A 23,757-nucleotide genomic window follows, 5' to 3' on the forward strand; every position below is an offset into this window, starting at 1 on the left:
AGCGCGCAAGGGGACCCCAAGCATGCTGCGCACCTCCGCTTCGACACCGTAATCAAGCTGCACGCGCGAAACCCGGCACATCCCGGATTTCGGCGGCCAAGACGAGGAGGATTCGGTGGATAAGCACGATATCATCGACGCACGGAAAAAGGCGAGGGAGGGCGAGCGCATCTTCTACACCTCGTGTCCGAACAACGGATGCTGGGATTCGGCCTGCATTCTGAAGTGCCACGAAAAGGACGGCAAGCTCATCGCTGTCGAGCCCGACGACAGCATCAACGCCGGCATGTGCCGCGAAGACGTCGAATGGGAGAGCATCTGGCGCGGCATGGTACAGATGCGCCCCTGTTCGATGGGGCATGCGTGGAAAGAAGAGCTCTACGGCGAGACGCGCCTTACCCATCCCATGAAGCGCATTGGCGAGAAGGGTCCTGGCAAGGGCTACTTCGTCGAGATCGGCTGGGAAGAGGCGCTCGACACCATCGCCGAGAAGATGATCGAAATCAAAGAGAAGTACGGCGAGTTCGGTATCTTCCACACCCAGTACGGCAGCTTCAGCAAAAACGGCTTCCCGCTTGCGAAGTGGTGGCCGGCGAGCTTCGGGTTTTGGGGCGATCATTCGACCTCGGGGCATACCGCAGGCGAGAACTTCCATCTGGGCTTCGATCTCACGAAAGCGATGGTGAGCCGAACGAGCCCCGCGCTTCCGGGCTTCGAGGCGTCCGACGTGTTCAATTCCAAGCTCATCATCATGTGGGGCATGGATCCGGTCGTCGACTGGTTCGGCCCGACGTCCTACTACATGCAGCTCGCCCACGAGTACGGCTGCAAAACCATCGTCATCGACCCGCGCTACACCGCTAGCTGCGAGGTGCTCGCCGACCAGTGGATTCCCATCCGTCCCGGCACCGACCTCGCAATGCTGCTCGCCGTAGCGCAGGTGCTCTTCGAGGAAGACCTGTACGATCACGATTACGTGGCCGAGTGGGTCGAGCCCGAGGGTTTCAAAGAGTGGCGCGCCTACTGTTTGGGCGAGGGCGAAGATGGCGTGGCGAAGACGCCCGAGTGGGCCGAGCCCATCTGCGCCATCCCGGCCGAAACCATCCGCGAGTTCGCACGGCTCTACGGCACCACGAAACCGGTGCACCTGCAGTACTTCTACTCATGCGCGAAGCGCCACCTTGGCGAGTACAGTGCGGCTGCAGCCATGCTGCTCCAGACCATGACGGGCAACCTCGCGTGCCCCGGCGGCTGCCAGACGGGCTCCGCCCTGCCGACCCCGGGCCGCATCCCCACGCCCTACGCCGACTTCAAGCAGGCGCCGTCCGACTACACGATCCCGGTGCTCTGCAACAACAACAAGCTCACCGAGACGCTCGCGTGCCAGAAAGACTTCTGGGAGGGCCGCATGAGCGAGGAGGAGTTCCGCCATCGCATCGGCGCACCCACCGACGATTCGCCGCTTCCCAATATCCAGATGCTCATCATCGAGAACAACTACGTGAACAACCATCACGATACGAACAAGCGCATGGAAGGGTTCGCATCGACCGAGTTCAACTGGGGATTCCAGTGGCACAAGAACCAGCCGTCGATCGAGTTTTGCGACATCGTTTTGCCGGCACCCGTGTGGCAGTTCGAGGGCATGGACCAGTACATGTACGGCCACCAGCGCTTCGTGAGCGGCCCGTCGGGGATGCGCAACTACTTCGTGTTCAGCGATGCAGGCTGCGAGTACCCGGGAGAGGTGCGCTCGAAGGAATGGGTGTGGACCGAGATCGCCAAGCGCCTCGGCGTTGCCGAGCAGTACAACCCGCGCATGGTGGACGTCGCATGGGAGGATTGGACGACTGCCCAGCGCGCGATCTACCAAGAGGCGTACGAAGCGTGGGCGAAGGATGAGAACGGCATGCTTAAGCGCCTCGGAATCGAGCCTAAGAGCTGGGACGAGTTCGTGGCGAATCCGGTCGTGCGCATCCCGATCGACACGCCGTACTACCCGTACAAGAGCTGCCTCGAAGCGGGCGTGAACCCCTTCCAGACCGAGTCGGGCAAGATCGAGTTCGTGTCGAGCTACGTGAAGAACAACGACCTCACCAAAACTAGGTGGCGCGGTCATTTCGACCCGATGCCGGTGTGGGAACCGAGCTACGTCGAGGGCGACATCGGAACCGCTGCGGCCGACGGCTTCTACAACCCGAAAGCCGAAACGTACCCGCTTTCGCTCGTCACGCCGGTTTCGGTGTACCGTCAGCACTCTTCGAACGACAACAATCCGCTTCTGCGCGAGGACTGCTACCGCCACGGCGTGTGGATAGCGGGCGTCGACGCGAAAGCGCGCGGTATCAAAGACGGAGACGTCGTGCGCGTGTACAGCGAGACGGGCGAGATGGAGCTTGCCGCGTACGTGACGAACCGCATGATGCCGGGTACGGCCGCCGTGCACCACGGCGCCTGGTTCCAGGGCGGCGGCAAGAAGACCGAGCTCAACCCTTACGGCATGGACATGCGCGGAGCACCCAACATCCTGCTCGATGACGTGCATCTGCCCAACATCTTAGGCACGCTGCTTACCGCGGGGTTAGTTGAAATCGAGAAGATAGCCGATGGCGATGCAGAGGGTTACGGTCCCGAAGCGGAGCGTTCCGGCATGAGGGGTGCGGCCCTGGCAATCGCCTCGCGCGAGGCGTTGGGAGAGAAAGGGGAAGCGCGATGACGCAGTACGGATTCCACTTCGATCAGAACCGTTGTTACGCGTGCCAGGCGTGCAGCATTGCCTGCAAGGACTGGAACGGCATCGATCCGGGTGCGGAAAAGTGGATGGCGGTGTACGAATGGGAGACGGGCACGTTTCCGAACATCCGCCTTCATCCGCTCGCGTTCTCGTGCGCGCACTGCGAGAAGCCCTCGTGCATTCCCGCGTGTCCCGAAGGCGCTATCTACAAAGAAGACGATTTCGGTGCGGTACTTGTCGATCAGGACAAGTGCACGGGATGCCGCGAATGCTACGACGCGTGCCCCTACGGCGCCCCGAAGTTCGCTTCCGACGATCCGACCGAAAAGATGAGTAAGTGCACGATGTGCATCGATCGCTTGGTCGAGGGCTTGCAGCCGCTCTGCGCCGCCTCGTGCCCGCTGCGTGCCTTCGATTTCGGGCCGCTCGACGAGCTTATCGAGAAGTACACCGACATCCGCTACTGCGAGGGAATGCCGTCGCCCGAGATCACCGAGCCGGCATATCTGATCTGGCCGCAGCGTGAGAAGGAGCAGCTCGTTCCCTTCGATGCCGAGCGCGCCATCGAGCTCAACCGCCAGCGCGGGGATTTAGGTACGATGTTCGAAAGCAAAGAAGACCTTACCGAATTCGAAGAGGGGACCATCGGCCGCGACGGGCTGCGCATGAAGCACGCAAGCATCGCCGAGCTCATGCGCGCCACGCGCAACGATATGGCGTAAGCGGCCTCTGTCGGCCGTCCAGCCGACTAGCAGCGCCGAAGGTCAATTGTACTTGCGACCAGGGGCGGTACCGAACCGCCCCTGAGCGGGGATTCGTTTCCAAAGCGTGCAGGGTGCACTTCCGCCAAAGAGCGCGAATGCTTGTTTCGGAAACGGACCGGGTGCGTATACGGGTTTTCCGAAAGCGCACCGTTTGAATCGAGCCGTCGACCCTGTCGGTCGACGGAAAACGAAAGGGGAGTTTCATGGAGTGGATCGGAGTTATCGGCATCGTCGTCGGTCTCGTGTTCTTCGTCATTGCAGCCATGAAGGGCTGGAACGTTCTCATCACGTCCATCGTGACCGCTATCATCATCGCGCTCACCAACGGCATGGACATCGGTGCCGCCATGGTGGGCAACGAGTCGTCGTACGTTACGGGGCTCGCCGGTTTCGTTCAGAAAAACCTGCTCATCTTCATGGGCGCCGCCATTTTGGGCGAGTACATCGACAAGTCGGGTGCGGCTAAGGCCATCGCCCAGGCGATTATGAACAAGGTGGGCACCAAGAGCCCGTATCTCGTGCTCTTGGGCATTGCGGCTGTGGGCGCCATCCTCACGTACGCGGGCATTTCCATGTTCGTGGCCATGTTCGCGCTCATTCCGCTTGCGCGACCGCTGTTCAAGGAATGCAACATCCCGTGGCACCTGTTCGCCGCCGCGTGGTCGCTCGCTGCGTGCTCGTTTACCATGGCGATGATCCCGGGTGTGCCGGCTATCGCGTGGATCAACGCTGCGAATGGCTGTGGCGTGTCACTTACTGCAGCCCCCATCATGGGCATCGTCGGCTCGCTCATCGCCATCGTGGTCTCGTGTCTCTACATCAAGTTCGCGCTGAAGCGCGCCCAGGCCAAGGGCGAGGTCTACGAAGCGGCCGAGGGCGACGGCGTCGTTGCGGAAGAAAAGGATCTTCCGAACCTGTTTCTGGCCCTGCTGCCGTTGATTCTGCTTATCGGTATCATCATCGTCGGTTCGCAGCTGCAGGTCGCCAACGTCGTCTACATCGCCATGATCGTTGCCGTCGTCGCATCGATGATCGTGTTCAACAAGCACATCGCGAGCCAGCGCGACGTCATGGGTACCGGTGCCAAGAACTCACTCGGGCCTGCGCTCTTCACCTCCGCTGCGGTCGGCGTGGGTACCGTGGCCGCCGCTTCCGTCGGTTTCACGGCCATCTACGAAGCCATCTTCAACATGCCGGGCGGCGCGTACGTTTCCGCTGCCATGATGGCGGCCGTTCTCGGCGGCGTCATGGGATCGGGCTCGGGTGCGGTCGGCATCATCTCGGCGAACTTCCTCGCCCCGTATCTGGCCACCGGCGTCGATCCGGCGGCTCTGGCGAAGATCATCGCCACCTCCGCCACTATCGGCGGCGCATTGCCCAACTCGGGCGCTATGTTCGGCATGCTCGCCGCCATGGGCCTGAACCACAAGAACTCCTACAAGCACATCGCCGCCATATCCATCGGAGCGGGACTCTGCGCCTTGGTTGTCATGATCATCATGGCGAACATCGGCATCGTGTAGAAGGATTCAGTGGGGCCCGCAGGGCGGTGCGGGCCCCTTGTTGCTCGGTTCTGCTGGTCGTAGGCATGTCGAACGGTTCGCAGATTTGAGGTAAACGCACTTTCACTGCATGCGTGCAGCGTGGCTGCCCTCTCGGGCAATCACGCTGTGCGCATCGCACGATAAAGGAGTGAGCGTGTATGGGGGTAACGGAGGACAAGGGTTCTGCAACCGAGCAGGTCTCCCTGTTCGAGAAGGTTCCCGAAGATAAGAAGCTCGGCTGGACTGGGGTTGCAGCCATTTTGTCGGGTGTTGTGTCGAGTTTGACGAAGCTCATGGGCGGCGGCATCGTCGCGTACTACGCGGGATGCTACTTCGGGCTCGGTGCGGCGGCGATCATGTTCGCCTTGAGCGTGTTTCTCACGTTCTTCGTCGGACGAATCTCGTTGCGCGAGGGCCTGCCGAGCAACGTTACCTCGCGGCTGTACGTATTCGGCACGAAAGGCTCGGCACTCGATTCGCTCATCTGGATATTTCTTTTGGTGGGGACTCTCGCGATCGGTACGGTGCAGCTCGGCAACGCGATCATCTACTATTTCGGTTGGACCGACGAGATCGTGAAGCACCTTCTATATCTTGCGATTTCGGCTGCGTGGGTTCTCATGTCGCTTTTCGGCATGAAGTTCGTCGCGCGGTTCAACATGGTGTTCGTGATCCTCCTGTTTTTGGCGCTTCTGTTCGTTGCGGGCAGCATCGCCCAAGACGGACATCTGGTCGACGCGCTCACGCACGGGGTGCTCATTCCTCATGTAGGACAGCTCGAAGGCTTCGCGTACGCGGTCAACTACAGCATCATGACATCGGGGCTGATGGCGCTCTTCTCATCCGACTTCACCCGCTTCGTCAAACGCGAGCGCGACATGGCCGCCATCTCGGTAGTCGGAAGCATCTTCGCCGTGCTCACCTACGTGTTCGGCGCGCTGTTGGCCTACTACGGGTTCAACGTGTCCTACGAGTATTTCCTCGGCCAGGGATTGGACGAGGTGGCGGCCGCCAACGCGGCCATCACGAACCCGGGCATCACGTTCGTCTTGTCGCTCGGTTTGGTGGGGCTCGTCATCATCTGCCTTTCGCAGCTTAAAGTGGAAACGTCGAACTCTATCAGCAGCAGCAACGCCATTTCAAACCTGTTCGACAGCCTCTTCGGCATCAAGCTCAAGTGGCCGACCGCTGTGATAGCGGTCAACCTCATCGGCTTGGTGTTCATCTTCGGCAATATACTCGATCGGGTGAACGCCTTCATGGGCATCGGAAGCATTCTCACGATGTCATGGTGCTTCTTGCTCATCACCGATTACTACATCGTACGCGGCAAACTCAAAATCGGCACGCGCGGCATCGTCTCGCTCAAGTACATTGAAGCGGTGAACTGGCGCGGCGTATCGACGATCGTCATCGTAACGCTCGTGGCCGGCACGCTGTACACGACGGGCAACCTCGCCGTGCCGTTCCTGCTCGTGGCGCCATTGACCGTTGCGCTGTATACAGGGTTGAGCCTCGCGTTCAGAAAACGCGTCATTTCGCAGGATCGGTCGATGCGCGAGAAGGAGTACGGCGATCCTGAACTCGCGGGCGCGGTTGCCCGCGTGGAGGCGGGGGAACACCCGGGCGCTTCGGTCGACGCGTACGCCGAGGCGGGAAGCTTAAGGTAGCGTTATGGTCCGGAAAACCTGGGCTTAACGATAGAGAAACGAGAAAAGGAGATTCATCTATGTGCTTCAGACCACCAACTGTCGATGCCGGCCCGGTACAATGCCCGAAGTGCGGGGCCGAGGTCGATCCGAAAGCCGACGAATGCCCCAGCTGCGGGGCGAAGGCCATGCCGGCTCCCGGCATGCCTGCTGCTCCGGGAGCTCCCGGAGCCCCGAAGGCCCCCAGCGCGCCGCAGGCCCCGGGTGCGCCTGCGGCCCCGAAAGCGCCGGGAGCATAAGGGCGGCGAACATCGAAGCGCGTGCGTAAGGATGGGCGGGTTCGGGAATATCCGAACCCGTTTTGCGTTACAGCGGCGGCGTGGAAGCTCGTATGAGCTGTTCTTTATGTGCCATGAGGTCGAGAAAGCCGGAGGGAAAACCGGCGGCTTCAAGAATATCATCGTCAAACGAGCGAGCTAGCCCTCGCATTTCTTCGGCGAATGCCGAGGTGTAGTGCATTCCGAGAACGCTTTCCGAATCGCTTTCTTCAGTGAGCCTCTTGATAACAAGCGCTACGTAGGAAAGGGAGGAGTTGTCGGCATCGAGGTCGGCTATTCGTTTCGGTCTGCAAACAAGAGGCTTGCAGACCAACGACGAAAAATGTGCGCACCGGTTTCTTACCTCGGATACAGTGCGCATCCAGCTTATGAGCGTATCGTACGGTATTCTGAAAGAGTCTGAATTCACTATGCAATAAAATGGCCGGGGCATTGCCACATCGTTGAGAGGTGCCCCCGGCTCTGTCGCTGATAACGATATCATCGTTCTTCATTTTGTCAAACCTTCAATCCGCTTGCCGCGAGATGCTTTAGCCCAACTGCAGTTCAAAATGTGTAGTATTTATTATACAACAATACACTGGTAATCGTATAATAAATAGTTGGCTTTTTTGGAATTTCTTGCTGCTCGGATGGATCTGACAGATGATAAAGCGGTCACGCTTACGTGCCCTACATGGGCTTGAGGTTCTTGTCGAGCCGCTCGATCATCCAGGCGAGGCGTTTTTCGCGCCCCGCATCGGTTTTCGCGTCGAAGTAGGCGCGCGTGTACGTCTTCTTTACGGAGGGCGACATGGAAAGGAAGTTCGTGTAGGCGGGTTCATGTCCTTGTAGCACTGCAGTTACCTGATCGATCTGCTCGTCAGTGGCCTGCTGGGGTTTCGGGGCGTCCCATTGCCCGTTTCGCTTTGCCTCGTCGATCTTCGCACGACCGTACTCGGTCATGATGCCGCGCTTCTCGAGCTTCTCGACGAGCCCCTTGTTTTTCTCCGACCATTTGCTGTTTGCCCGCCGCTGCGCGAAATACTTGCGGTAGACCGTGTCGTCGATGCTCTGCATCTGCCCGTCGATCCAACCGAAGCAGAGCGCCTCTTCGAGCGCTTCGCCCGCTTTGAGTGTTTTCGGCCCGCCTGCTTTGCCGAATAGGAGCCAGACGCCCTCGTCTGACGTGCAGTTGTCGCTAAGCCAGGTTCTGAATGCTTCTCGGGTTGAAAAGGTCAGCTCTTCGGCCATGTTCCCTCCGTTGATCGCATAGTCTTGTATGTCCGCATTATCTTACTATGGTTGCCTCGGCGCAGCCTTCTCGCGCAGGCGATCGGGCGGGTATTACAAAAATGAAATATCTATTACGGCCGATTCAATTGAACGTGTGCTGCCTCTTCGGAATACTTTGAACCGTAAACTTCGCCCATGGAGTAAGAGATCACATCCTTTCGCTAAGCGAGATGCTGCGCTCGAAATTCATAGTAAGCAAGAACTCATCGATCTCGTTGAGGGGGAGCGTCGAGAGCTCCTTTCGTAGGATGTTTGGGTTTTCGGTCGTCTGACAGCGGATGGTGCCGAAAATGCACACTTTTCCGCTTTGTGTTGCGTTTTCTACCTCAAGGGCGAGCGTGCAGCCACCGAGGTTGGAGCTGTCGGGCAAAAGGTCCACGGGGTAAAGGCTGTGATCAGGTAATTCCTATAGGATGAGAAACAGGTTTTTACTTGTGCGGCCCGTGTATGCAACACTTCGTGAAAAAGTGTGCGAAGTGAGCCTTTTTCGTTGCACGGCGGTAAGTTGGCCTGTTCCCGCGGTTCACTTGGGGCGCCGCGCGTACGTGCGAGAAGAGGTCCGAACGCTGCTGCAGAATTCCATAAGCTCTTAAAGTTTTTTCTCCCTTTTCGAAATTCAGCGTTGCGCGATGGGGAATCGCGAGTATACTTCGTACCCAACAAATCTATAGCTTCAAATGCGTTGACGAGGAAAGTACGGACGAATCCATCTTCAGAGAGCCGGCGGGTGCTGCGAGCCGGTGGTGGACGGCCCGAAAGCCACCTTTGAGCAGTCGAGTTCGAACGAAGCGGACGCAGCCGGGCAACTCACGGTGTGCACCGCGGCAAGTAGGCTTGAACCGGTGACAACCGTTATCAGTCCGAATGTTGAGCGCATCGCCCAAAGCGTGCGCGTCTTCCTTTACCTGATGGTCCTGGTGCAAGCTTCTTGCGGCAGGATTTTTTTGTTGTAGCGCATGCAATGCGCACGCTGATCGCCGAAGCGGCATTGCGTGCGGTTGGGTGCAACGGGCATACGTCAGACGGAAGGAAGGCACATCATGCACTACCGCAGCGATGCTGTGAAAAAGGGGGTTGCGCGCGCACCGCACCGCAGCCTGCTTAAGGCAGACGGAATGACCGACGAGGAGCTTGCGCGACCGCTTGTCGCCGTCGTCAACTCCCGAAACGACATCATTCCCGGGCACAACAACCTCGATAAGATCGCCGATGCCGTGAAGGCGGGCATCTACATGGCGGGCGGCGTTCCTTTCGAAATCTCCACCATCGGCGTGTGCGACGGCATCGCGATGAACCACGAGGGCATGCACTACTCGCTCGTTTCGCGCGAGGTTATCGCCGATTCGGTCGAATGTGCGGTGCAGGGCCATCAGTTCGATGCTATGGTATGCATTCCCAATTGCGACAAGATCGTGCCCGGCATGCTCATGGGCGCTTTGCGCGTAAACATCCCCACCGTGTTCGTGTCGGGTGGTCCTATGCTCGCGGGCAAGCAGCCGGGCGGGTGCGGGCCGACGACCGACCTCAACACGCTTTTCGACGGGGCGGCTGCCGTGCAAAACGGCACGATGACCGAAGAGGAGCTCGCATACTACGAAGATACAGCGTGTCCGACCTGCGGCAGTTGCTCGGGCATGTTCACGGCGAACTCCATGAATTGCCTGTGCGAGGCGCTCGGCATCGCGCTTCCCGGCAACGGCACGATACCTGCCGTCTACTCCGAGCGCATCAGGCTTGCAAAGCATGCGGGCATGAAGGCGATGGAGCTTTTGGAACGGGGTGTCACCGCCCGCGATATCGTGAACAAAGCTGCTATCCATAACGCGATGGAGTGCGATATGGCGTTCGGCGGCTCGACGAATACGGTGCTCCATCTTACGGCCATCGCGGCCGAGGCGGGCCACCCCATCTCGATGGACGATTGGGATGACGCAAGCGCGCGCACCCCGCATCTCGTGAAGCTCCAGCCCTCGGGTCCCAGGCCGCTTTCCGATCTCTACGAAGTCGGCGGAGTACCGGTGGTCATCGCCGAGCTCGACAAACTCGGCCTCATCGACCGCAGTGCCGTTACGTGCATGGGTTCGATGGGCGAGTACCTCGACTATATGGGCGAGCACTGCCAAGGCGCCGACGGCGAAGTGTGCCGCAGCTTCGACAACCCGTTTTCGGAAGCGGGGGCGCTCAAAGTGCTGCACGGCAACATCGCTCCCGATGGGGCCATCGTCAAGAAGGCGGCGGTCGATCCGGCTATGATGAAGCACACTGGTCTCGCCCGCGTGTTCGAAAGCGAGGAAGAAGCGTGCGCCGCCATCAACGCCGGCAAAATCGTCCCAGGCGATGTGGTTGTCATCCGCTACGAAGGCCCGAAAGGCGGCCCCGGCATGCGCGAGATGCTCACACCCACCTCGTCGATCGTCGGCATGGGGCTTTCCACGTCGGTCGCGCTCATCACCGACGGGCGTTTTTCGGGGGCAACCAAGGGCCCTGCCGTGGGGCACGTCAGTCCCGAGGCGGCGGCGGGAGGTCCGATCGCGCTTATCGAAGAGGGCGATTCGATCACCGTCGACATCGGGAGGGGAGCGCTTACGCTCAATGTCGACGAGGCGGAACTCGAGCGAAGGCGCACGGCATGGCAGCCGCCCGCGCAGAAACACAACCACGGGGTGCTCTCCCGTTACGCGAAACTGGTGACTTCGGCAGACAAGGGGGCGATTCTCTCATGAGCGCACTGCGCAGCAAGACGGAAAAGGAAGGCGCGATGATGACGGGCGCGCAGGCGGTCATCGCCTCGCTCGAGGCCGAGGGCGTCGATCTGGTGTTCGGCTATCCGGGCGGGCAGGCCATCAAGATTTATGACGCGCTTTACGATTCGAAGGTGCTCCACCATGTGCTCGCTCGCCACGAACAGGGTGCCGTGCACGAAGCCGACGGGTACGCGCGTGCCACGGGCCGCGTGGGCGTCGCCATCGTCACGAGCGGACCGGGCGCTACGAATACGGTGACTGGCATCGCAACCGCCTACATGGATAGCGTTCCGCTCGTGGTCATCACCGGTCAGGTGCCGCGCGGCGTGATCGGTACCGATTCGTTTCAGGAGTCCGACATCGTGGGCATTACGATACCGGTTGTGAAGCACAGCTATCTTCTGCAGACCACCGACGAGCTCGCGCAGACCTTCCGCGAGGCGTTCCATATCGCGAGCACCGGGCGTCCCGGCCCCGTGCTCATCGACGTGCCGAGCGATCTGCAAAGCGAGCTCATGGAGTTTCGCTATCCCGAAGAGGTCAACCTGCCGTCGTATAAGCCCACGTATAAGGGCAACGTGAAACAGGTCAAGCAGGCGGTGAACCTCATCCGCGAAGCTCAACGGCCCGTTCTCTACGTCGGCGGAGGCATCGTGTCGTCGGGGGCGACGCCCGAGCTGACCGAGCTTGCCGAAACGATGCAGATTCCCGTGGTCACCACGCTCATGGGCAAAGGCGCGTTTCCCGCATCGCACCACCTGAATTACGGACCCATCGGCATGCACGGCTCGAAGTACGCCAACATGATTATGACCGAATCGGATCTGATCATCGCAGCTGGGGCGCGATTTTCCGACCGCGTGACCGGCAAGCTCTCCGAGTTCGCGCCTGATGCGAAGGTGATCCATATCGATATCGACCCGGCCGAAATCGGAAAGGTCCGCGAAGTGCGGGTTCCCATCGTCGGCGACCTCAAAGGCGTGCTCGCGAACATGAACGCCGAGATCGCCAAGCAGGCTGCTTTTCCTGCTCCCTCAGCGTGGGTCGAGCAGGCTGACGAGTGGAGACGCCGCTTCCCGTTCTACCATCCGGGTGTGGGCGACAGCCCCGAGGAGATCGTGCCCGAGATCGTCTTGAGCGCGCTATCGGACAAGCTCGACCCCGCAAAAAGCATCGTCGTAACCGAAGTGGGCCAGCATCAGATGTGGGCGGCGCAGCACATCAAACGCGAAGAGCCCCGTTCGTTCATCACGAGCGGAGGCCTCGGCACGATGGGCTTCGGGTTTCCCGCATCGATCGGAGCGGCGCTCGGGTGTCCCGACAAGACGGTCGTGTGCGTTGCGGGCGACGGATCGTTCCAGATGAACTCGCAGGAAATGGCGACGGCGGCCATTCAGAACGTGCCTGTGAAGGTGCTCGTCATGGACAACCGCTGCCTTGGCATGGTGCACCAGTGGCAGAAGCTCTTCTACGACGAGCGGTACTCCTCGACGCTGCTCGATCCGGTGCCCGATTTCGTGAAGCTTGCCGATGCGTACGGATGGCAGGCCGATCGCGTGAGCTGCCCCGACGATCTCGACGCGGCGCTTGACGCGATGCTCGCCGCCGAGGGTCCGTACCTGCTCGACGTGGTGATATCCCGCGATCAGAACGTGTATCCGATGGTTGCGCCCGGCAAGGCGATGAACGACGTCATCGGGGCAATCGACGTCGCGGTGGGAGCCGTGCGCACGCTTGTCGACGACGGGGAGGATCGAAAGGGGGCCAGGCGATGAGGCATATACTTTCCGTGCTCGTGGAGAACAAGCCAGGCGTTTTAAGCAGGGTGACGGGGTTGATCTCGCGGCGCGGGTTCAACATCGAATCGCTTTCGGTGGGTCCGACCGAGGATCCCACCATGTCGCGCGTGACCGCGATCGTGAAAGCCGACGACGTGTCCTACGAACAGATCACCAAGCAGCTCCACAAGCTCATCAGCGTCCACAAGATCACCGACCTCACCAACGATGCGGCCATCGAGCGCGAGCTTGTGCTGTTCAAGGTGAACGCCGCGCCCGAGCGGAGAAACGAGATCATCGAGATCGCGAACGTGTTCCGCGCGAAGATCGTCGATGTGGGCAGAAGCTCGCTTACCATCGAGGCTACGGGCGACGAGAACAAGCTCAAGGGTATGGAAGATCTGTTCCGCGCCTACGGTATCAAGGAGATCACGCGCACCGGCAAGATCGCCATGTCGCGCAACAGCAAAGATTAGCGCCAAAGCACGCCGCGCCATGCGGCGCCGCTTGTCACTTACCTGAGGTTTCACCAGTCAGACGAAAGGAACGAACAACTATGGCTGTAACGGTATACCATGAAAACGATTGCGATCCGAGCATCATCCAGGATAAGAAGATCGCCGTCATCGGCTACGGGTCGCAAGGTCATGCCCATGCGCTCAACCTGAAGGATTCGGGCTGCGACGTGCGCGTCGGCCTGCGCGAGGGATCGTCTTCGCGCGCCGATGCCGAGGAAGCGGGACTCAAGGTCACAGACATCGCAACAGCTGCGGCCGAAGCCGATCTCATCATGATCCTCACGCCCGACGAGACGCAGGCCGATACCTACAAGGCCGAGATCGAGCCGAATCTGAAGGCGGGCGATACCCTCGCTTTCGCGCACGGTTTCAACATCCACTTCGGCTACATCGAACCCCCGGCGGACGTGGACGTGATCATGATCGCTCCGAAAGGTCCTGGCCACATGGTTCGCCGCGTGTTCGTCGAGGGTGCGGGCGTGCCGTGTTTGGCGTGCGTTGCCCAAGACGCATCCGGCAACGCGATGGCGACGGCGCTTTCGTACGCATGGGGCGTGGGCGGCGCCCGTGCCGGGGTGATCGAGACCACGTTCAAAAACGAGACCGAGACCGATCTGTTCGGCGAGCAGGCCGTGCTCTGCGGCGGCGTGACCGCCCTCATCAACGCGGGATTCGAGACGCTCGTCGAGGCGGGGTACCCGCCCGAGATGGCGTACTTCGAGTGCTTCCACGAGATGAAACTCATCGTAGATCTCATGTACGAGGGGGGCATGGCGAATATGCGCTACTCGATTTCGAACACCGCGGAGTACGGCGACTACTACGCGGGTCCGAAGGTGATCACCGACAAATCGAAGGCCGCCATGAAAACCATCCTTACGCGCATCCAGAACGGCGAGTTCGCCCACGAGTTCATGGAGGATTCGAGAAACGGGCAGACGTGGCTCAAAGAGCAGCGCAAAGAGCATGCGGATGCCCAAATCGAGAAGGTTGGTGCCGATATCCGCTCGATGTTCAGCTGGATCAAACGCTAAGACGGATGCTGTCGCGCCTGCGCCGAACAGGGCGCGCTCAGCTGGACTCTATCACGCCTGCGCCGAACAGGTGCGGTGACAGACGATGAAAACGTGGCTCCAGGGTCTGTTAACCTGGGGCCGTTTTACACCCGACGATGGGCCTTGCGCAGCGGTACCTTCGTCGGCACCCGACCGCCCGAATCGCAGCCGGCCATCTTGCTTCTGCGCACGGTCAGTCGGCGAGATCAACAAGCGCGTAGTCGTCGATGTCTTGCGAGGCGTGGACGACGCGCCATACGGTGAGCCCGTCTTCGCCGTACGAGTAAAACAGCCGATACGATCCGACGAGATACGTCTGCATCCCGCTCGTCGACAGACGCTCGTCGTCGAAGCGTCTTCCGAGGTCGGGAAACTCGCAGAGGAGGTCAACCTTTGCGACAAGGGTTTCGTACCACGTGCGGGCTGCCTGAGGCGAGTCGAGTATCACTCCAATGTATATGACGGCGGATTCGATATCGTAGGCGGCTCTTGGCCGATATGTGGGCGCAAGCATGATGCGTTTACGCTTCGAGCGCTTCGATGACGGTACGGATCCTCTCGTTGAGGGCCGCTTGGCTTTCTTGGATAATCGCGAAAACGAAAGTCTCTGCATAGGCTAGACTGAGAAGCATCAGGAGGAATTCAACCGAGGAGGTTGTTGATGGCGGATATACTGGTGGTTACGGGAAGCCCGCGCGTGGGCGGGAATACGTCGATGCTCGCGGATGCGTTCGCCGAGGGCGCGCAAGGGGCGGGAAACTCCGTCGTACGTTTCGATGCGGGGCGTGCGGATGTCAAGGGGTGCCTCGGGTGCAACTACTGCTTCACCCACGATGGCGCGTGTTGCCAGTCCGACGACATGCAAAAAGCTTATCCGCTGCTTCATCGATGCGATACGCTCGCTTACGTGACGCCCATTTACTGCTTCACCTTCTCCGCGCAGATCAAAGCGTTCATGGACCGCATGTTCTGCGGCATCGCCAAGCCGTTTTCCGTCAAGTCGACGGTGCTTCTGTGCGCATTCGAGGACAAGGACCACTCCATATCCAAACACATCATCGATACGTACCGCGCCCTCACCGCGTATTCGGGCATGGAAGACAAGGGGGTCGTCGCGGTCGGCAGCGTGTTCGAAAAGGGCGCGATTGCGGGAAACCCCGGTTTGGGGAAAGCCCGCAAGCTCGGCGCGAGCCTGTAAGGCTTTCGCCCGCCGTTGGGAAGTCGTGCAGCGCTAGAAGCGCTCGGCAACGATACGGGGTGCTTAGGCAAACATGTGCAGGCATCAGCTTGGAAGCGAAAAGACGGCTCGGTGTCCGCCAAGGCCCGTTAAACGACATTTCATCTATGCGGAAACCGAATAAAGCCTGATCGGAATTTTCTGATTTGAAAAATTGATCCAAAAATGTCGTTTATCGACGGTTGGCGGACAGCGAAGGTGCTGCGAACCGGTGAATCTCGGCTTCAAGCCAAGGTCGGCCCATCTGCGCCGCCCGCTGTTCTTTTTTGCATGGTGAGCGCGCAGCGCGGCGTTCCGTATTACAATGCCATGATAACCGAGGCTCTTGCGGGTGATGCACGGCGTGCAGTCGTGTCAATCCGGAAAGCGGAAACAACAGGGAGAAGAGGAGATCGCGAACATGGGTAGGGTGTACAATTTTTCTGCAGGTCCCGCAGTTTTGCCGGAAGAGGTGCTCGCCGAAGCAGCTTCCGAGATGCTCAATTACCGAGGATGCGGCATGTCGGTCATGGAGATGAGCCATCGGTCGAAGCCCTTCGCGGAAATCATCGAGAACGCCGAGGCCGACCTGCGTGAGCTCATCGGCATTCCCGAGAACTACAAAGTGCTGTTCTTGCAGGGCGGAGCTTCGCAGCAGTTCGCAGCTGTGCCGATGAATCTCATGAAGAATCGCGTGGCCGATTACATCATCACCGGTTCATGGGCCAAGAAGGCGTGGAAAGAAGGCGCTATCTACGGCGATGCCCGTGCTATCGCCTCAAGCGAAGACGAGACGTTCTCCTATATTCCCGACTGCTCCGATCTGCCGATTTCGGACGATGCCGATTACGTGTACATCTGCGAGAATAACACCATCTACGGCACGAAGTTCCATACGCTGCCTAACACTAAGGGCAAAGATCTCGTGGCCGACGTCTCGTCGTGCTTCTTGTCCGAGCCCGTCGACATCACGAAGTACGGAGTCATGTACGGCGGTGCTCAGAAGAACATCGGGCCTGCAGGTGTGGTGATCGACATCATCCGCGAGGACCTCATTTCGGATGACGTGCTTGAGGGTACGCCGACCATGCTCAAGTGGAAGACCCAGGCCGATGCCGATTCGCTGTACAACACGCCGCCCGCTTACGGCATCTACATCTGCGGCAAGGTGTTCAAGTGGTTGAAGGACCAGGGAGGTCTCGAGGCCATCGGCGAGCGCAACAAAGAAAAGGCGGCCATCCTCTACGACTACCTCGACCAGAGCACGCTTTTCAAGGGTACGGTTCGCAAAGAGGACCGTTCGCTCATGAACGTGCCGTTCGTCACCGGCTCCGATGAGCTCGATGCGGCGTTCGTAGCCGAGGCGAAGGATGCGGGCCTCGTGAACCTCAAAGGCCACCGTTCGGTCGGGGGTATGCGTGCGAGCATCTACAACGCCATGCCGAAAGCAGGCGTCGAGAAGCTCGTCGAGTTCATGGATGGCTTCGAGAAGGCGCACGTGTAAACTGGCGTTTGCATGGCGAAGGGCAGCGTGTTTTTGTGCCGATGGGCGTTCCGAATTCTGAAGCGGGCGAAAACGCGCTGCGTTATGCGCTAGAATGCTTACCGCTGCGCGTGGGCTATGTTGCGGCCCGTGCATTGTTTGCAATGATGAGATTCCGATGCGGCTGCACGTTAGTAGCCTGGTCGGCCGATGGAAGGAAGAGTGGTTGCCCTTATGGCGAAGAAGGTGCTGGTTACCGAGAAACTCGCGGATGCCGGTCTCGATATGCTGCGCGGCAAAGGCTACGAAGTGGATGTTTCGCTCGAACTGACCCCCGAAGGGCTCGTTGCTGCGATTCCCTCATACGATGCGCTCATCGTACGCAGCGCCACCCAGGTTACCCGCGAGGTCATCGAAGCGGCATCGAATCTTCGGATCATCGGGCGTGCGGGCGTGGGCATCGACAACGTGGACGTGGAGGCCGCCACCGAACGCGGCGTCATCGTGTGCAACGCGCCTACGTCGAACATCGTCTCTGCCGCCGAGCATACCATGGCGCTCATGCTCGCGTGTGCGCGAAACGTTCCTCAAGCAGCAGCTTCCATGAAGGAGGGAAAGTGGGAGCGTTCGCAGTTCACGGGGACTGAGCTGTTCGAGAAGACGCTTGCGATCTTCGGTCTCGGCCGCGTCGGCGGCCTTGTTGCCGAGCGGGCTCGGGCATTCGGCATGAACCTCATCGGTTACGATCCGTACTGTAGTCCCGAGCGGGCCGAGCAGCTCGGTGTGAAGCTGTTCGACAACGTGGACGACATCGTGCCCCAAGCCGATTTCATCACGGTGCACCTTCCCAAAACGAAGGAAACCATCGGCATGTTCGGCCCCGACCAGTACGCGGCCATGAAAGACGGCGTCATCCTCGTGAACACGGCGCGCGGCGGCATCTACAACATCGAATCGCTTGCCGATTTCGTGGCCGCTGGCAAGATCGGCGGCGCGGCGATTGACGTGTATGAAACCGAGCCGTGTACGGCAAGCCCGCTCCACGAGTTCGACAACGTCATATTGACGCCGCACATCGGGGCTTCCACTAAAGAGGCCCAGTTGCGCGCAGGCATGCAGACCGCCGAGTATGTGGCGGCAGGCCTCGAGGGCTCCATCGTGCCGACTGCGGTGAACATGGCGCTCGTGCCGCCTGAGATCATGGATGCGGTGGGGCCGTACGTTCCCGCCTGCCAGCTCATGGGCTCGATGCTCGCGCAGATCGACGGCGACATCCCGCAGTACCTCAAGCTTACGGCTGCAGGTTCGCTTGCAGGCGCCGACCCCTCGATCCTCGTTGCGGGAACCTTGGGCGGCATCCTCTCGTACAAGAACGTCGCTGTCACGCCCGTGAACGCCGAAGCGGTCGCAAAACGCCACGGTATCAAGGTCGATACCCTGTCAAGCGCAGATGCGCAGGGCTATGCTTCCGCAGTCACGATCGTCGCCGACGGCACTGAGATATCCTGCACACTCGCCGATACCGCCCAGGTCCCGCGCATCGTCTCTCTGTTCGGCTACCAGATCGACATCGCGCCTGCGTCCCAATCGCTCATTTTCGAGTACGTCGATGCGCCCGGTAAGATCGGCACCATCGGCACCATTCTCGGTCAGTCCGGCATCAACATCACTACGATGCAGGTCGGCATGAAGGAGAAAGAGAAGAATGCGCTCGTGTACATGAACGTCGAGGGCGACATGGACGAGGGAATCATGCAGAAGCTTTCCGAGGGCTTGGGCGATCTCAAGAACCTGTGGTACGTGAAGCTGTAGCTTCGTCCCTGAAAACAACGACTCGAGATGCGCCGCCTTCGGGCGGCGCATGCATCTTCAAGCTGCTCGGGTGAGCGGCCGCCCTACTTGACCATGCGCAGCGGGAGAGAGGCGCCTTCATCGGATGCGCCGACGTGCTCGAATGCAGCGGCACATCCATATCCTCATCCGTGAAGTGGCAACATCGTGATGAATTAGGTGCCTTGTTAGGAATTTCGCGGAGCAATCCGACAAGTTTGCTATGATAGTCGAATCGTTTCCGAGAGATCAGAAAGGGCAGCACATGACACGCAAGATCAATATCTTCGATACCACCTTGCGCGACGGCGAGCAGTCGCCGGGCGCTTCAATGAACACGGAAGAGAAATTGGTTGTCGCGCGTCAGCTTCTACGACTTAACGTCGATGTGATCGAGGCGGGCTTCCCCATTTCGAGCCCTGGTGATTTCGAGAGCGTACGCCGCATCGCGGAGCTTGCGGGCGACCAGGCAACGGTATGCGCACTTACCCGTGCGGTGGACAAGGACATCGATTCTGCGGCCGATGCTCTCAAGTACGCGAAGCGTCCCCGCATCCATACCGGCATCGGCGTGAGCCCGAGCCACTTGCAAGACAAGCTCCGCATCACCGAGAAGGAGTGCCTGGAGCGCACCGCGCACTGCGTGTCGTACGCGAAGCGATTCGTCGAGGACGTGCAGTTCTATGCCGAAGACGCCGGTCGCTCCGATTACGATTTCCTTGTGCGCGTGATCCAAACCGCCATCGACAACGGTGCGACGGTGGTGAACATACCCGATACCACGGGCTATTCGCTGCCCGAAGAATTCGGACGCCGCATCAAGTACCTCATGGACAACGTGGACGGCATCGAGAACGTGACGGTTGCCGTGCACTGCCACAACGACCTCGGTATGGCAACCGCGCTCGCTATGGCCGGCGTGAGAAACGGAGCGACGCAGATCGAGTGCACGATCAACGGCCTTGGCGAGCGCGCGGGTAACACGGCCATGGAGGAAGTGGTCATGGCCATACGTATGCACGAGCAGGAGCTCGATGCTCATACCGATGTGAACACGCGCGAGTTCTTGAAAGCAAGCCGCCTCGTCTCTTCGATCACGGGTATGAACGTGCAGGCTAACAAAGCGATCGTCGGGGCAAACGCATTCGCGCACTCCTCGGGTATCCATCAAGACGGCGTGCTCAAGAAGCGCGACACCTACGAGATCATCGATCCGGCCGACGTGGGGGCGGGGCAGAGCCAGATTGTGCTCACGGCCCGCTCGGGCCATGCGGCTTTGAAACACCGTCTCGACGAGCTGGGCTACAGCCTTGAAGGCGAATCGCTCGACCAGATCTACCACGCGTTTCTTGATCTGGCCGACAAGAAGAAGGAAGTCTACGACGAGGACCTCGAGAGCCTCGTAAACGAGCGCGACCGCAACGAGAACGCGATCTACGTGCTCGAAGGCGTGCAGATCAGCTGCGGCTTCCCGCTCATGCCTACCGCAACGGTCACGCTGCGCAACCAAGACGACCAGGTAGTGACCGCCTGCGAGTTCGGTACAGGCCCGATCGACGCGATGTGCAAGGCGGTCGATAAGATCGTGCAGGTGGATAACGATCTCACCGAGTTCGCAGTCCAGTCGGTCACTCGCGGCATCGATGCGCTCGGCGAGGTGACGATCCGCGTGAATGATCTCGAAGGCACCATCTACACCGGTCGCGGCTCGGACGGCGATATTGTCGTGTCGTCCACCAAAGCGTACCTGAACGCATTGAACCGCCTGCTGAACGACAAGAAAGAACATCGCAAGTAGGAAACGGACTATCTGAAGCGCGTGCGAAGCGGCTCGGGTCATGCGATCCGAGCCGCTTTTGCGTTGCTATAGCATTGTTCGATGTTGCTTCTTAGAGATCGGGGCGAGCTGCTCGGTAAGTATTTCAAGCGTCACTAATTATTTCGGAGTTACATTTATAAACCGTACAAATGTTCCATGATATGCTATACTTAGCCTTATCGAAAAGAGCCAGTGCAGACGCATCATTCGAGGATGCCCATAGGTGGCAGCGGTACTCCGCGCTGCCCGTACCACGTCCGCAAGATCTCTGAGAAACGGAGCAGTCCCTTGCGGCGATTCTTCCTGTTAGCGCGTAAGGGCCGATTGGGAGGTGTTCTATGGAACGGTCCGATATTGAGAAACGGGCGATGACGCTGGATGATCTGGCGCATATCGATGAGGGGAGCGGTGTCGAATACTGGTACGCGCGCGACATCATGGGATTTTTGGGGTATACGCAATGGCGCAACTTTGAGGCCGCTGTCAAGAAGGCAATGGTATCGGCACAAAGCGCCAAAACTGCAGGTGAACATCATTTTGCTGGCGTCAGCAAAATGGTCGAACTGGGTAGCGGTTCCCAGCGTGAAGTGAACGATTACAAGCTCACTCGCTATGCCTGCTACCTGATTGCGCAGAACGGCGATCCCCGCAAGGAGGAGATCGCCTTCGCCCAAAGCTACTTTGCTCTGCAAACGCGCAAACAGGAGCTCATCGAGGAGCGTATGGCAAATCTCGCCCGGATAGCGATTCGCGGGCAGCTTACCGAAGCCGAAAAAGTGTTCTCGCGTATCGCCTACGAACGCGGAGTGGATGGTGCGGGGTTGCACGCATACGTTCGAAGGGAGATGCCGCCCTGTTCGGCGGACATTCAACGGCAGACATGAAGAAGCGACTCGGCGTGAAGGGCGCAAAGCCGCTCGCAGACCACCTGCCTTCGGTTACGCTTGCGGCCAAGCAGCTCGCAACAGAGATGACGAGCCATAACGCAGTACGGAAGGATCTTCGGGGTGAGCCTCCCATTGCCCGCGAGCATGTGCAGAACAACGAGAGCGTTCGTGGTGTTCTCGGGCAGCGTGGCATCAGGCCCGAAGAGTTGCCGCCCGAAGAAGACGTGAAGAAGCTCGAGCGCCGTGTGATGGGCGAGGGCCGCGCGCTCGAGGAAGGCGCAAGGGGGTTTCCTGTTGGAGTCGGACCGATGCGCGGGGACGTTGACGAACGCCCCGATTCCTGAGGTTTCGCTCGAATGGCATTCGGTCGATACCGTATAAGGGTGCATGGGGAGAAGCGCCGTTCGCCGATTTAGTGCGGCATTCCGTGCCACTGTTTTGTTCGCGCTCAAATACGGCACCGATCAAGTAGCAAATCATACCGTTTGCGCGCCGATCGGTAACGGTTCCCTATCGCATCATATCCTATCCTCATCTGGGGTGTATGGTGTAGCCATGGCTGGATTCCAGCTCGGCAGAGCGAGCCTTTAGCTCGCACCAATCGTACGAAAGGAAACCGTATGAACAACCCTGCTCAAGATTCCTATCAACTCTACATCGGCGGCGAATGGGTCGATGCCTCTGACGGCAAGACGCTCGACGTCTACTGTCCCGCTAACGGTGAGAAGCTCTCTACCATTGCCGATGCGACGCGCGAAGACGTCGATCATGCCGTCGACGTCGCATGGGACGCGTTCAAAACGTGGGGCAAGACCACGAAGGCCGAACGCGCGATCATCCTGAACAAGGTTGCCGATATCATCGAAGAAAACGCCGAGCATTTCGCGATGCTCGAAACGCTTGACAACGGCAAGCCGATCCGTGAGACCCGTGCGATCGACGTAGCCCTTTCCGTAGATCACTTCCGTTACTTCGCGGGTGTGCTTTTGGCTGACACCGGTGAGGCCGATATGCTTCCCGGCAACATGATGTCGCTCGTGTTCCACGAGCCCATCGGCGTTGTCGGCCAGATTGTGCCGTGGAACTTCCCGTTCCTCATGGCCGCGTGGAAACTCGCCCCCGTCCTGGCAGCGGGCGACTGCACGGTGTTCAAGCCCTCCTCGACGACCTCGCTTACCGTACTCGAGCTTGCGAAGCTCACGCAGGATGTTATTCCCGCCGGCGTGTTCAACGTGCTCACGGGCCGTGGCTCGAAGTCGGGCCAGTACATTTTGGAGAACAAGAAGATCAGCAAACTCGCGTTCACCGGTTCCACCGAGGTCGGCCGCGACGTCGCCCTTGCGGCAGCCGAGCGCCTGATTCCCGCCACGCTCGAGCTCGGCGGTAAATCCGCGAACATCATCTTCCCCGATGCGAAGTGGGATATGATGCTCGACGGCATCCAGCTCGGCATTTTGTTCAACCAGGGTCAGGTGTGCTGCGCCGGCAGCCGCATCTTCGTGCACGAGGACATCTACGACAAGTTCGTGGAAGACGCCGTGCATGCGTTCGAGAACGTGAAGGTAGGCCTTCCGTGGGAGGACGACACCCAGATGGGCAGCCAGATCGATGAGGGTCAGATGAACAAGATCCTCGATTACATCCAGATCGCGAAGGACGAGGGCGGCAAAGTGCTCGTCGGCGGCGAGCGGGCGTGCGAAGGGGAGCTTGCCAAAGGCGCGTTCTTGAAGCCGACGCTGCTCGAAGTCCCGAACAACTCGTGCCGTGTGGCTCAAGAGGAGATATTCGGGCCGGTGGCTGTGGTCATCAAGTTCAAGGACGAGCAGGAAGTCATCGATATGGCCAACGACTCGGTTTACGGCCTCGGCGGTGCGGTGTGGACGCGCGATATCAACCGCGCCTTCCGCGTTGCCCAAGGTATCCAGACCGGCCGCATGTGGGTGAACACGTACAACCAGATTCCGTCGGGTGCGCCGTTCGGCGGCTATAAGGAATCCGGCATTGGCCGAGAGACGCACAAGGTCATGCTCGAGCATTACTCGCAGGCCAAAAACATCATGATCAACCTAGGTGAAGAGCCGAGCGGATTCTACCCGGCGAAGTAGCGGCCGGCGCATCGAGTC

Annotated in this window: 18 protein-coding genes; 16 read left to right on the plus strand and 2 right to left on the minus strand. The window is 59.6% G+C overall.

The features are described 5' to 3' along the window. The first annotated feature begins 115 nt into the window (after positions 1–115). From FJE54_RS11155 to FJE54_RS11175, 5 genes are all read left to right on the plus strand, one after another. Positions 116–2,716, plus strand: a complete 2,601-nt coding sequence (locus FJE54_RS11155) for a molybdopterin-containing oxidoreductase family protein (RefSeq protein ID WP_139652844.1) — start codon at positions 116–118, stop codon at positions 2,714–2,716. After that, the gene (locus tag FJE54_RS11160) at positions 2,713–3,456 is read left to right on the plus strand and encodes a 4Fe-4S dicluster domain-containing protein (RefSeq protein ID WP_139652845.1); all 744 of its coding nucleotides are present in this window, start codon (positions 2,713–2,715) and stop codon (positions 3,454–3,456) included. Before FJE54_RS11155 ends, FJE54_RS11160 begins: the two co-directional genes overlap by 4 nt. Before the next feature lie 245 nt (positions 3,457–3,701). Continuing rightward, on the plus strand, positions 3,702–5,021 hold the full coding sequence (locus tag FJE54_RS11165; RefSeq protein WP_139652846.1) for a GntP family permease: 1,320 nt from the start codon (positions 3,702–3,704) through the stop codon (positions 5,019–5,021). A 179-nt stretch (positions 5,022–5,200) separates the two neighbouring features. Further along, on the plus strand, positions 5,201–6,712 hold the full coding sequence (locus FJE54_RS11170) for a purine-cytosine permease family protein (RefSeq protein ID WP_139652847.1): 1,512 nt from the start codon (positions 5,201–5,203) through the stop codon (positions 6,710–6,712). Between the two features lie 59 nt (positions 6,713–6,771). Further along, positions 6,772–6,990: a zinc-ribbon domain-containing protein gene (locus FJE54_RS11175; protein WP_139652848.1), complete on the plus strand. Its 219-nt coding sequence runs from the start codon at positions 6,772–6,774 to the stop codon at positions 6,988–6,990. A 711-nt stretch (positions 6,991–7,701) separates the two neighbouring features. Here FJE54_RS11175 and FJE54_RS11180 read toward each other — a convergent pair. Then, complete coding sequence (locus FJE54_RS11180; RefSeq protein ID WP_139652849.1) at positions 7,702–8,262, minus strand: YdeI/OmpD-associated family protein; 561 nt, start codon at positions 8,260–8,262, stop codon at positions 7,702–7,704. Between the two features lie 1,082 nt (positions 8,263–9,344). Between FJE54_RS11180 and ilvD the strand changes: the two genes are divergently transcribed. From ilvD to ilvC, 4 genes are all read left to right on the plus strand, one after another. Then, positions 9,345–11,027, plus strand: coding sequence for a dihydroxy-acid dehydratase (ilvD, locus tag FJE54_RS11185; RefSeq protein WP_139652850.1), 1,683 nt, complete (start codon positions 9,345–9,347; stop codon positions 11,025–11,027). Then, the gene (gene ilvB, locus FJE54_RS11190; protein WP_139652851.1) at positions 11,024–12,823 is read left to right on the plus strand and encodes a biosynthetic-type acetolactate synthase large subunit; all 1,800 of its coding nucleotides are present in this window, start codon (positions 11,024–11,026) and stop codon (positions 12,821–12,823) included. Before ilvD ends, ilvB begins: the two co-directional genes overlap by 4 nt. Continuing rightward, the gene (ilvN, locus tag FJE54_RS11195) at positions 12,820–13,302 is read left to right on the plus strand and encodes an acetolactate synthase small subunit (RefSeq protein ID WP_139652852.1); all 483 of its coding nucleotides are present in this window, start codon (positions 12,820–12,822) and stop codon (positions 13,300–13,302) included. Before ilvB ends, ilvN begins: the two co-directional genes overlap by 4 nt. 80 nt (positions 13,303–13,382) lie before the next feature. Then, positions 13,383–14,378 carry a ketol-acid reductoisomerase gene (ilvC, locus tag FJE54_RS11200; protein WP_139652853.1) on the plus strand — a complete coding sequence of 332 codons (996 nt, stop codon included), beginning with the start codon at positions 13,383–13,385 and terminating at the stop codon, positions 14,376–14,378. A gap of 214 nt (positions 14,379–14,592) precedes the next feature. Here ilvC and FJE54_RS11205 read toward each other — a convergent pair whose 3' ends face one another. Further along, positions 14,593–14,913, minus strand: coding sequence for a type II toxin-antitoxin system RelE/ParE family toxin (locus tag FJE54_RS11205; RefSeq protein WP_180326712.1), 321 nt, complete (start codon positions 14,911–14,913; stop codon positions 14,593–14,595). A gap of 147 nt (positions 14,914–15,060) precedes the next feature. Between FJE54_RS11205 and FJE54_RS11210 the strand changes: the two genes are divergently transcribed. The 7 genes from FJE54_RS11210 (at position 15,061) to FJE54_RS11235 (ending at position 23,739) form a co-directional block, all read left to right on the plus strand. Further along, positions 15,061–15,597, plus strand: a complete 537-nt coding sequence (locus tag FJE54_RS11210; protein ID WP_139652855.1) for a flavodoxin family protein — start codon at positions 15,061–15,063, stop codon at positions 15,595–15,597. A 439-nt stretch (positions 15,598–16,036) separates the two neighbouring features. Then, positions 16,037–17,119 (plus strand): 3-phosphoserine/phosphohydroxythreonine transaminase, encoded by a 1,083-nt coding sequence (gene serC, locus FJE54_RS11215; RefSeq protein WP_139652856.1) that lies wholly within the window; start codon positions 16,037–16,039, stop codon positions 17,117–17,119. 189 nt (positions 17,120–17,308) lie between these two features. Continuing rightward, positions 17,309–18,910, plus strand: a complete 1,602-nt coding sequence (serA, locus tag FJE54_RS11220; protein ID WP_255467405.1) for a phosphoglycerate dehydrogenase — start codon at positions 17,309–17,311, stop codon at positions 18,908–18,910. Between the two features lie 283 nt (positions 18,911–19,193). Continuing rightward, a complete protein-coding gene (locus tag FJE54_RS11225) occupies positions 19,194–20,726 on the plus strand; it encodes a 2-isopropylmalate synthase (RefSeq protein WP_139652858.1) in 1,533 nt (510 codons plus the stop codon). A 359-nt stretch (positions 20,727–21,085) separates the two neighbouring features. Next, positions 21,086–21,631: a BRO family protein gene (locus FJE54_RS16165; RefSeq protein WP_218971924.1), complete on the plus strand. Its 546-nt coding sequence runs from the start codon at positions 21,086–21,088 to the stop codon at positions 21,629–21,631. Beyond that, positions 21,628–21,978 carry a hypothetical protein gene (locus tag FJE54_RS16170; RefSeq protein ID WP_218971925.1) on the plus strand — a complete coding sequence of 117 codons (351 nt, stop codon included), beginning with the start codon at positions 21,628–21,630 and terminating at the stop codon, positions 21,976–21,978. The genes FJE54_RS16165 and FJE54_RS16170 overlap by 4 nt, the downstream gene beginning before the upstream one ends. Positions 21,979–22,254: 276 nt before the next feature. Continuing rightward, positions 22,255–23,739: an aldehyde dehydrogenase family protein gene (locus tag FJE54_RS11235; RefSeq protein ID WP_139652859.1), complete on the plus strand. Its 1,485-nt coding sequence runs from the start codon at positions 22,255–22,257 to the stop codon at positions 23,737–23,739. The last annotated feature ends 18 nt before the right edge of the window (positions 23,740–23,757 follow it).

It is taken from the genome of Raoultibacter phocaeensis (assembly GCF_901411515.1).
Classification (GTDB): Bacteria; Actinomycetota; Coriobacteriia; order Coriobacteriales; family Eggerthellaceae; genus Raoultibacter; species Raoultibacter phocaeensis.

Bases quoted from the DNA above. Each gene is read 5' to 3' on its own strand.
- FJE54_RS11160 (WP_139652845.1), top strand. From the start codon at position 2,713: ATGACGCAGTACGGATTCCACTTCGATCAGAACCGTTGTTACGCGTGC.
- FJE54_RS11165 (WP_139652846.1), top strand. From the start codon at position 3,702: ATGGAGTGGATCGGAGTTATCGGCATCGTCGTCGGTCTCGTGTTCTTC.
- FJE54_RS11170 (WP_139652847.1), top strand. From the start codon at position 5,201: ATGGGGGTAACGGAGGACAAGGGTTCTGCAACCGAGCAGGTCTCCCTG.
- FJE54_RS11175 (WP_139652848.1), top strand. From the start codon at position 6,772: ATGTGCTTCAGACCACCAACTGTCGATGCCGGCCCGGTACAATGCCCG.
- FJE54_RS11180 (WP_139652849.1), bottom strand. From the start codon at position 8,262: ATGGCCGAAGAGCTGACCTTTTCAACCCGAGAAGCATTCAGAACCTGG.
- ilvD (WP_139652850.1), top strand. From the start codon at position 9,345: ATGCACTACCGCAGCGATGCTGTGAAAAAGGGGGTTGCGCGCGCACCG.
- ilvB (WP_139652851.1), top strand. From the start codon at position 11,024: ATGAGCGCACTGCGCAGCAAGACGGAAAAGGAAGGCGCGATGATGACG.
- ilvN (WP_139652852.1), top strand. From the start codon at position 12,820: ATGAGGCATATACTTTCCGTGCTCGTGGAGAACAAGCCAGGCGTTTTA.
- ilvC (WP_139652853.1), top strand. From the start codon at position 13,383: ATGGCTGTAACGGTATACCATGAAAACGATTGCGATCCGAGCATCATC.
- FJE54_RS11205 (WP_180326712.1), bottom strand. From the start codon at position 14,913: ATGCTTGCGCCCACATATCGGCCAAGAGCCGCCTACGATATCGAATCC.
- FJE54_RS11210 (WP_139652855.1), top strand. From the start codon at position 15,061: ATGGCGGATATACTGGTGGTTACGGGAAGCCCGCGCGTGGGCGGGAAT.
- serC (WP_139652856.1), top strand. From the start codon at position 16,037: ATGGGTAGGGTGTACAATTTTTCTGCAGGTCCCGCAGTTTTGCCGGAA.
- serA (WP_255467405.1), top strand. From the start codon at position 17,309: ATGGAAGGAAGAGTGGTTGCCCTTATGGCGAAGAAGGTGCTGGTTACC.
- FJE54_RS11225 (WP_139652858.1), top strand. From the start codon at position 19,194: ATGACACGCAAGATCAATATCTTCGATACCACCTTGCGCGACGGCGAG.
- FJE54_RS16165 (WP_218971924.1), top strand. From the start codon at position 21,086: ATGGAACGGTCCGATATTGAGAAACGGGCGATGACGCTGGATGATCTG.
- FJE54_RS16170 (WP_218971925.1), top strand. From the start codon at position 21,628: ATGAAGAAGCGACTCGGCGTGAAGGGCGCAAAGCCGCTCGCAGACCAC.
- FJE54_RS11235 (WP_139652859.1), top strand. From the start codon at position 22,255: ATGAACAACCCTGCTCAAGATTCCTATCAACTCTACATCGGCGGCGAA.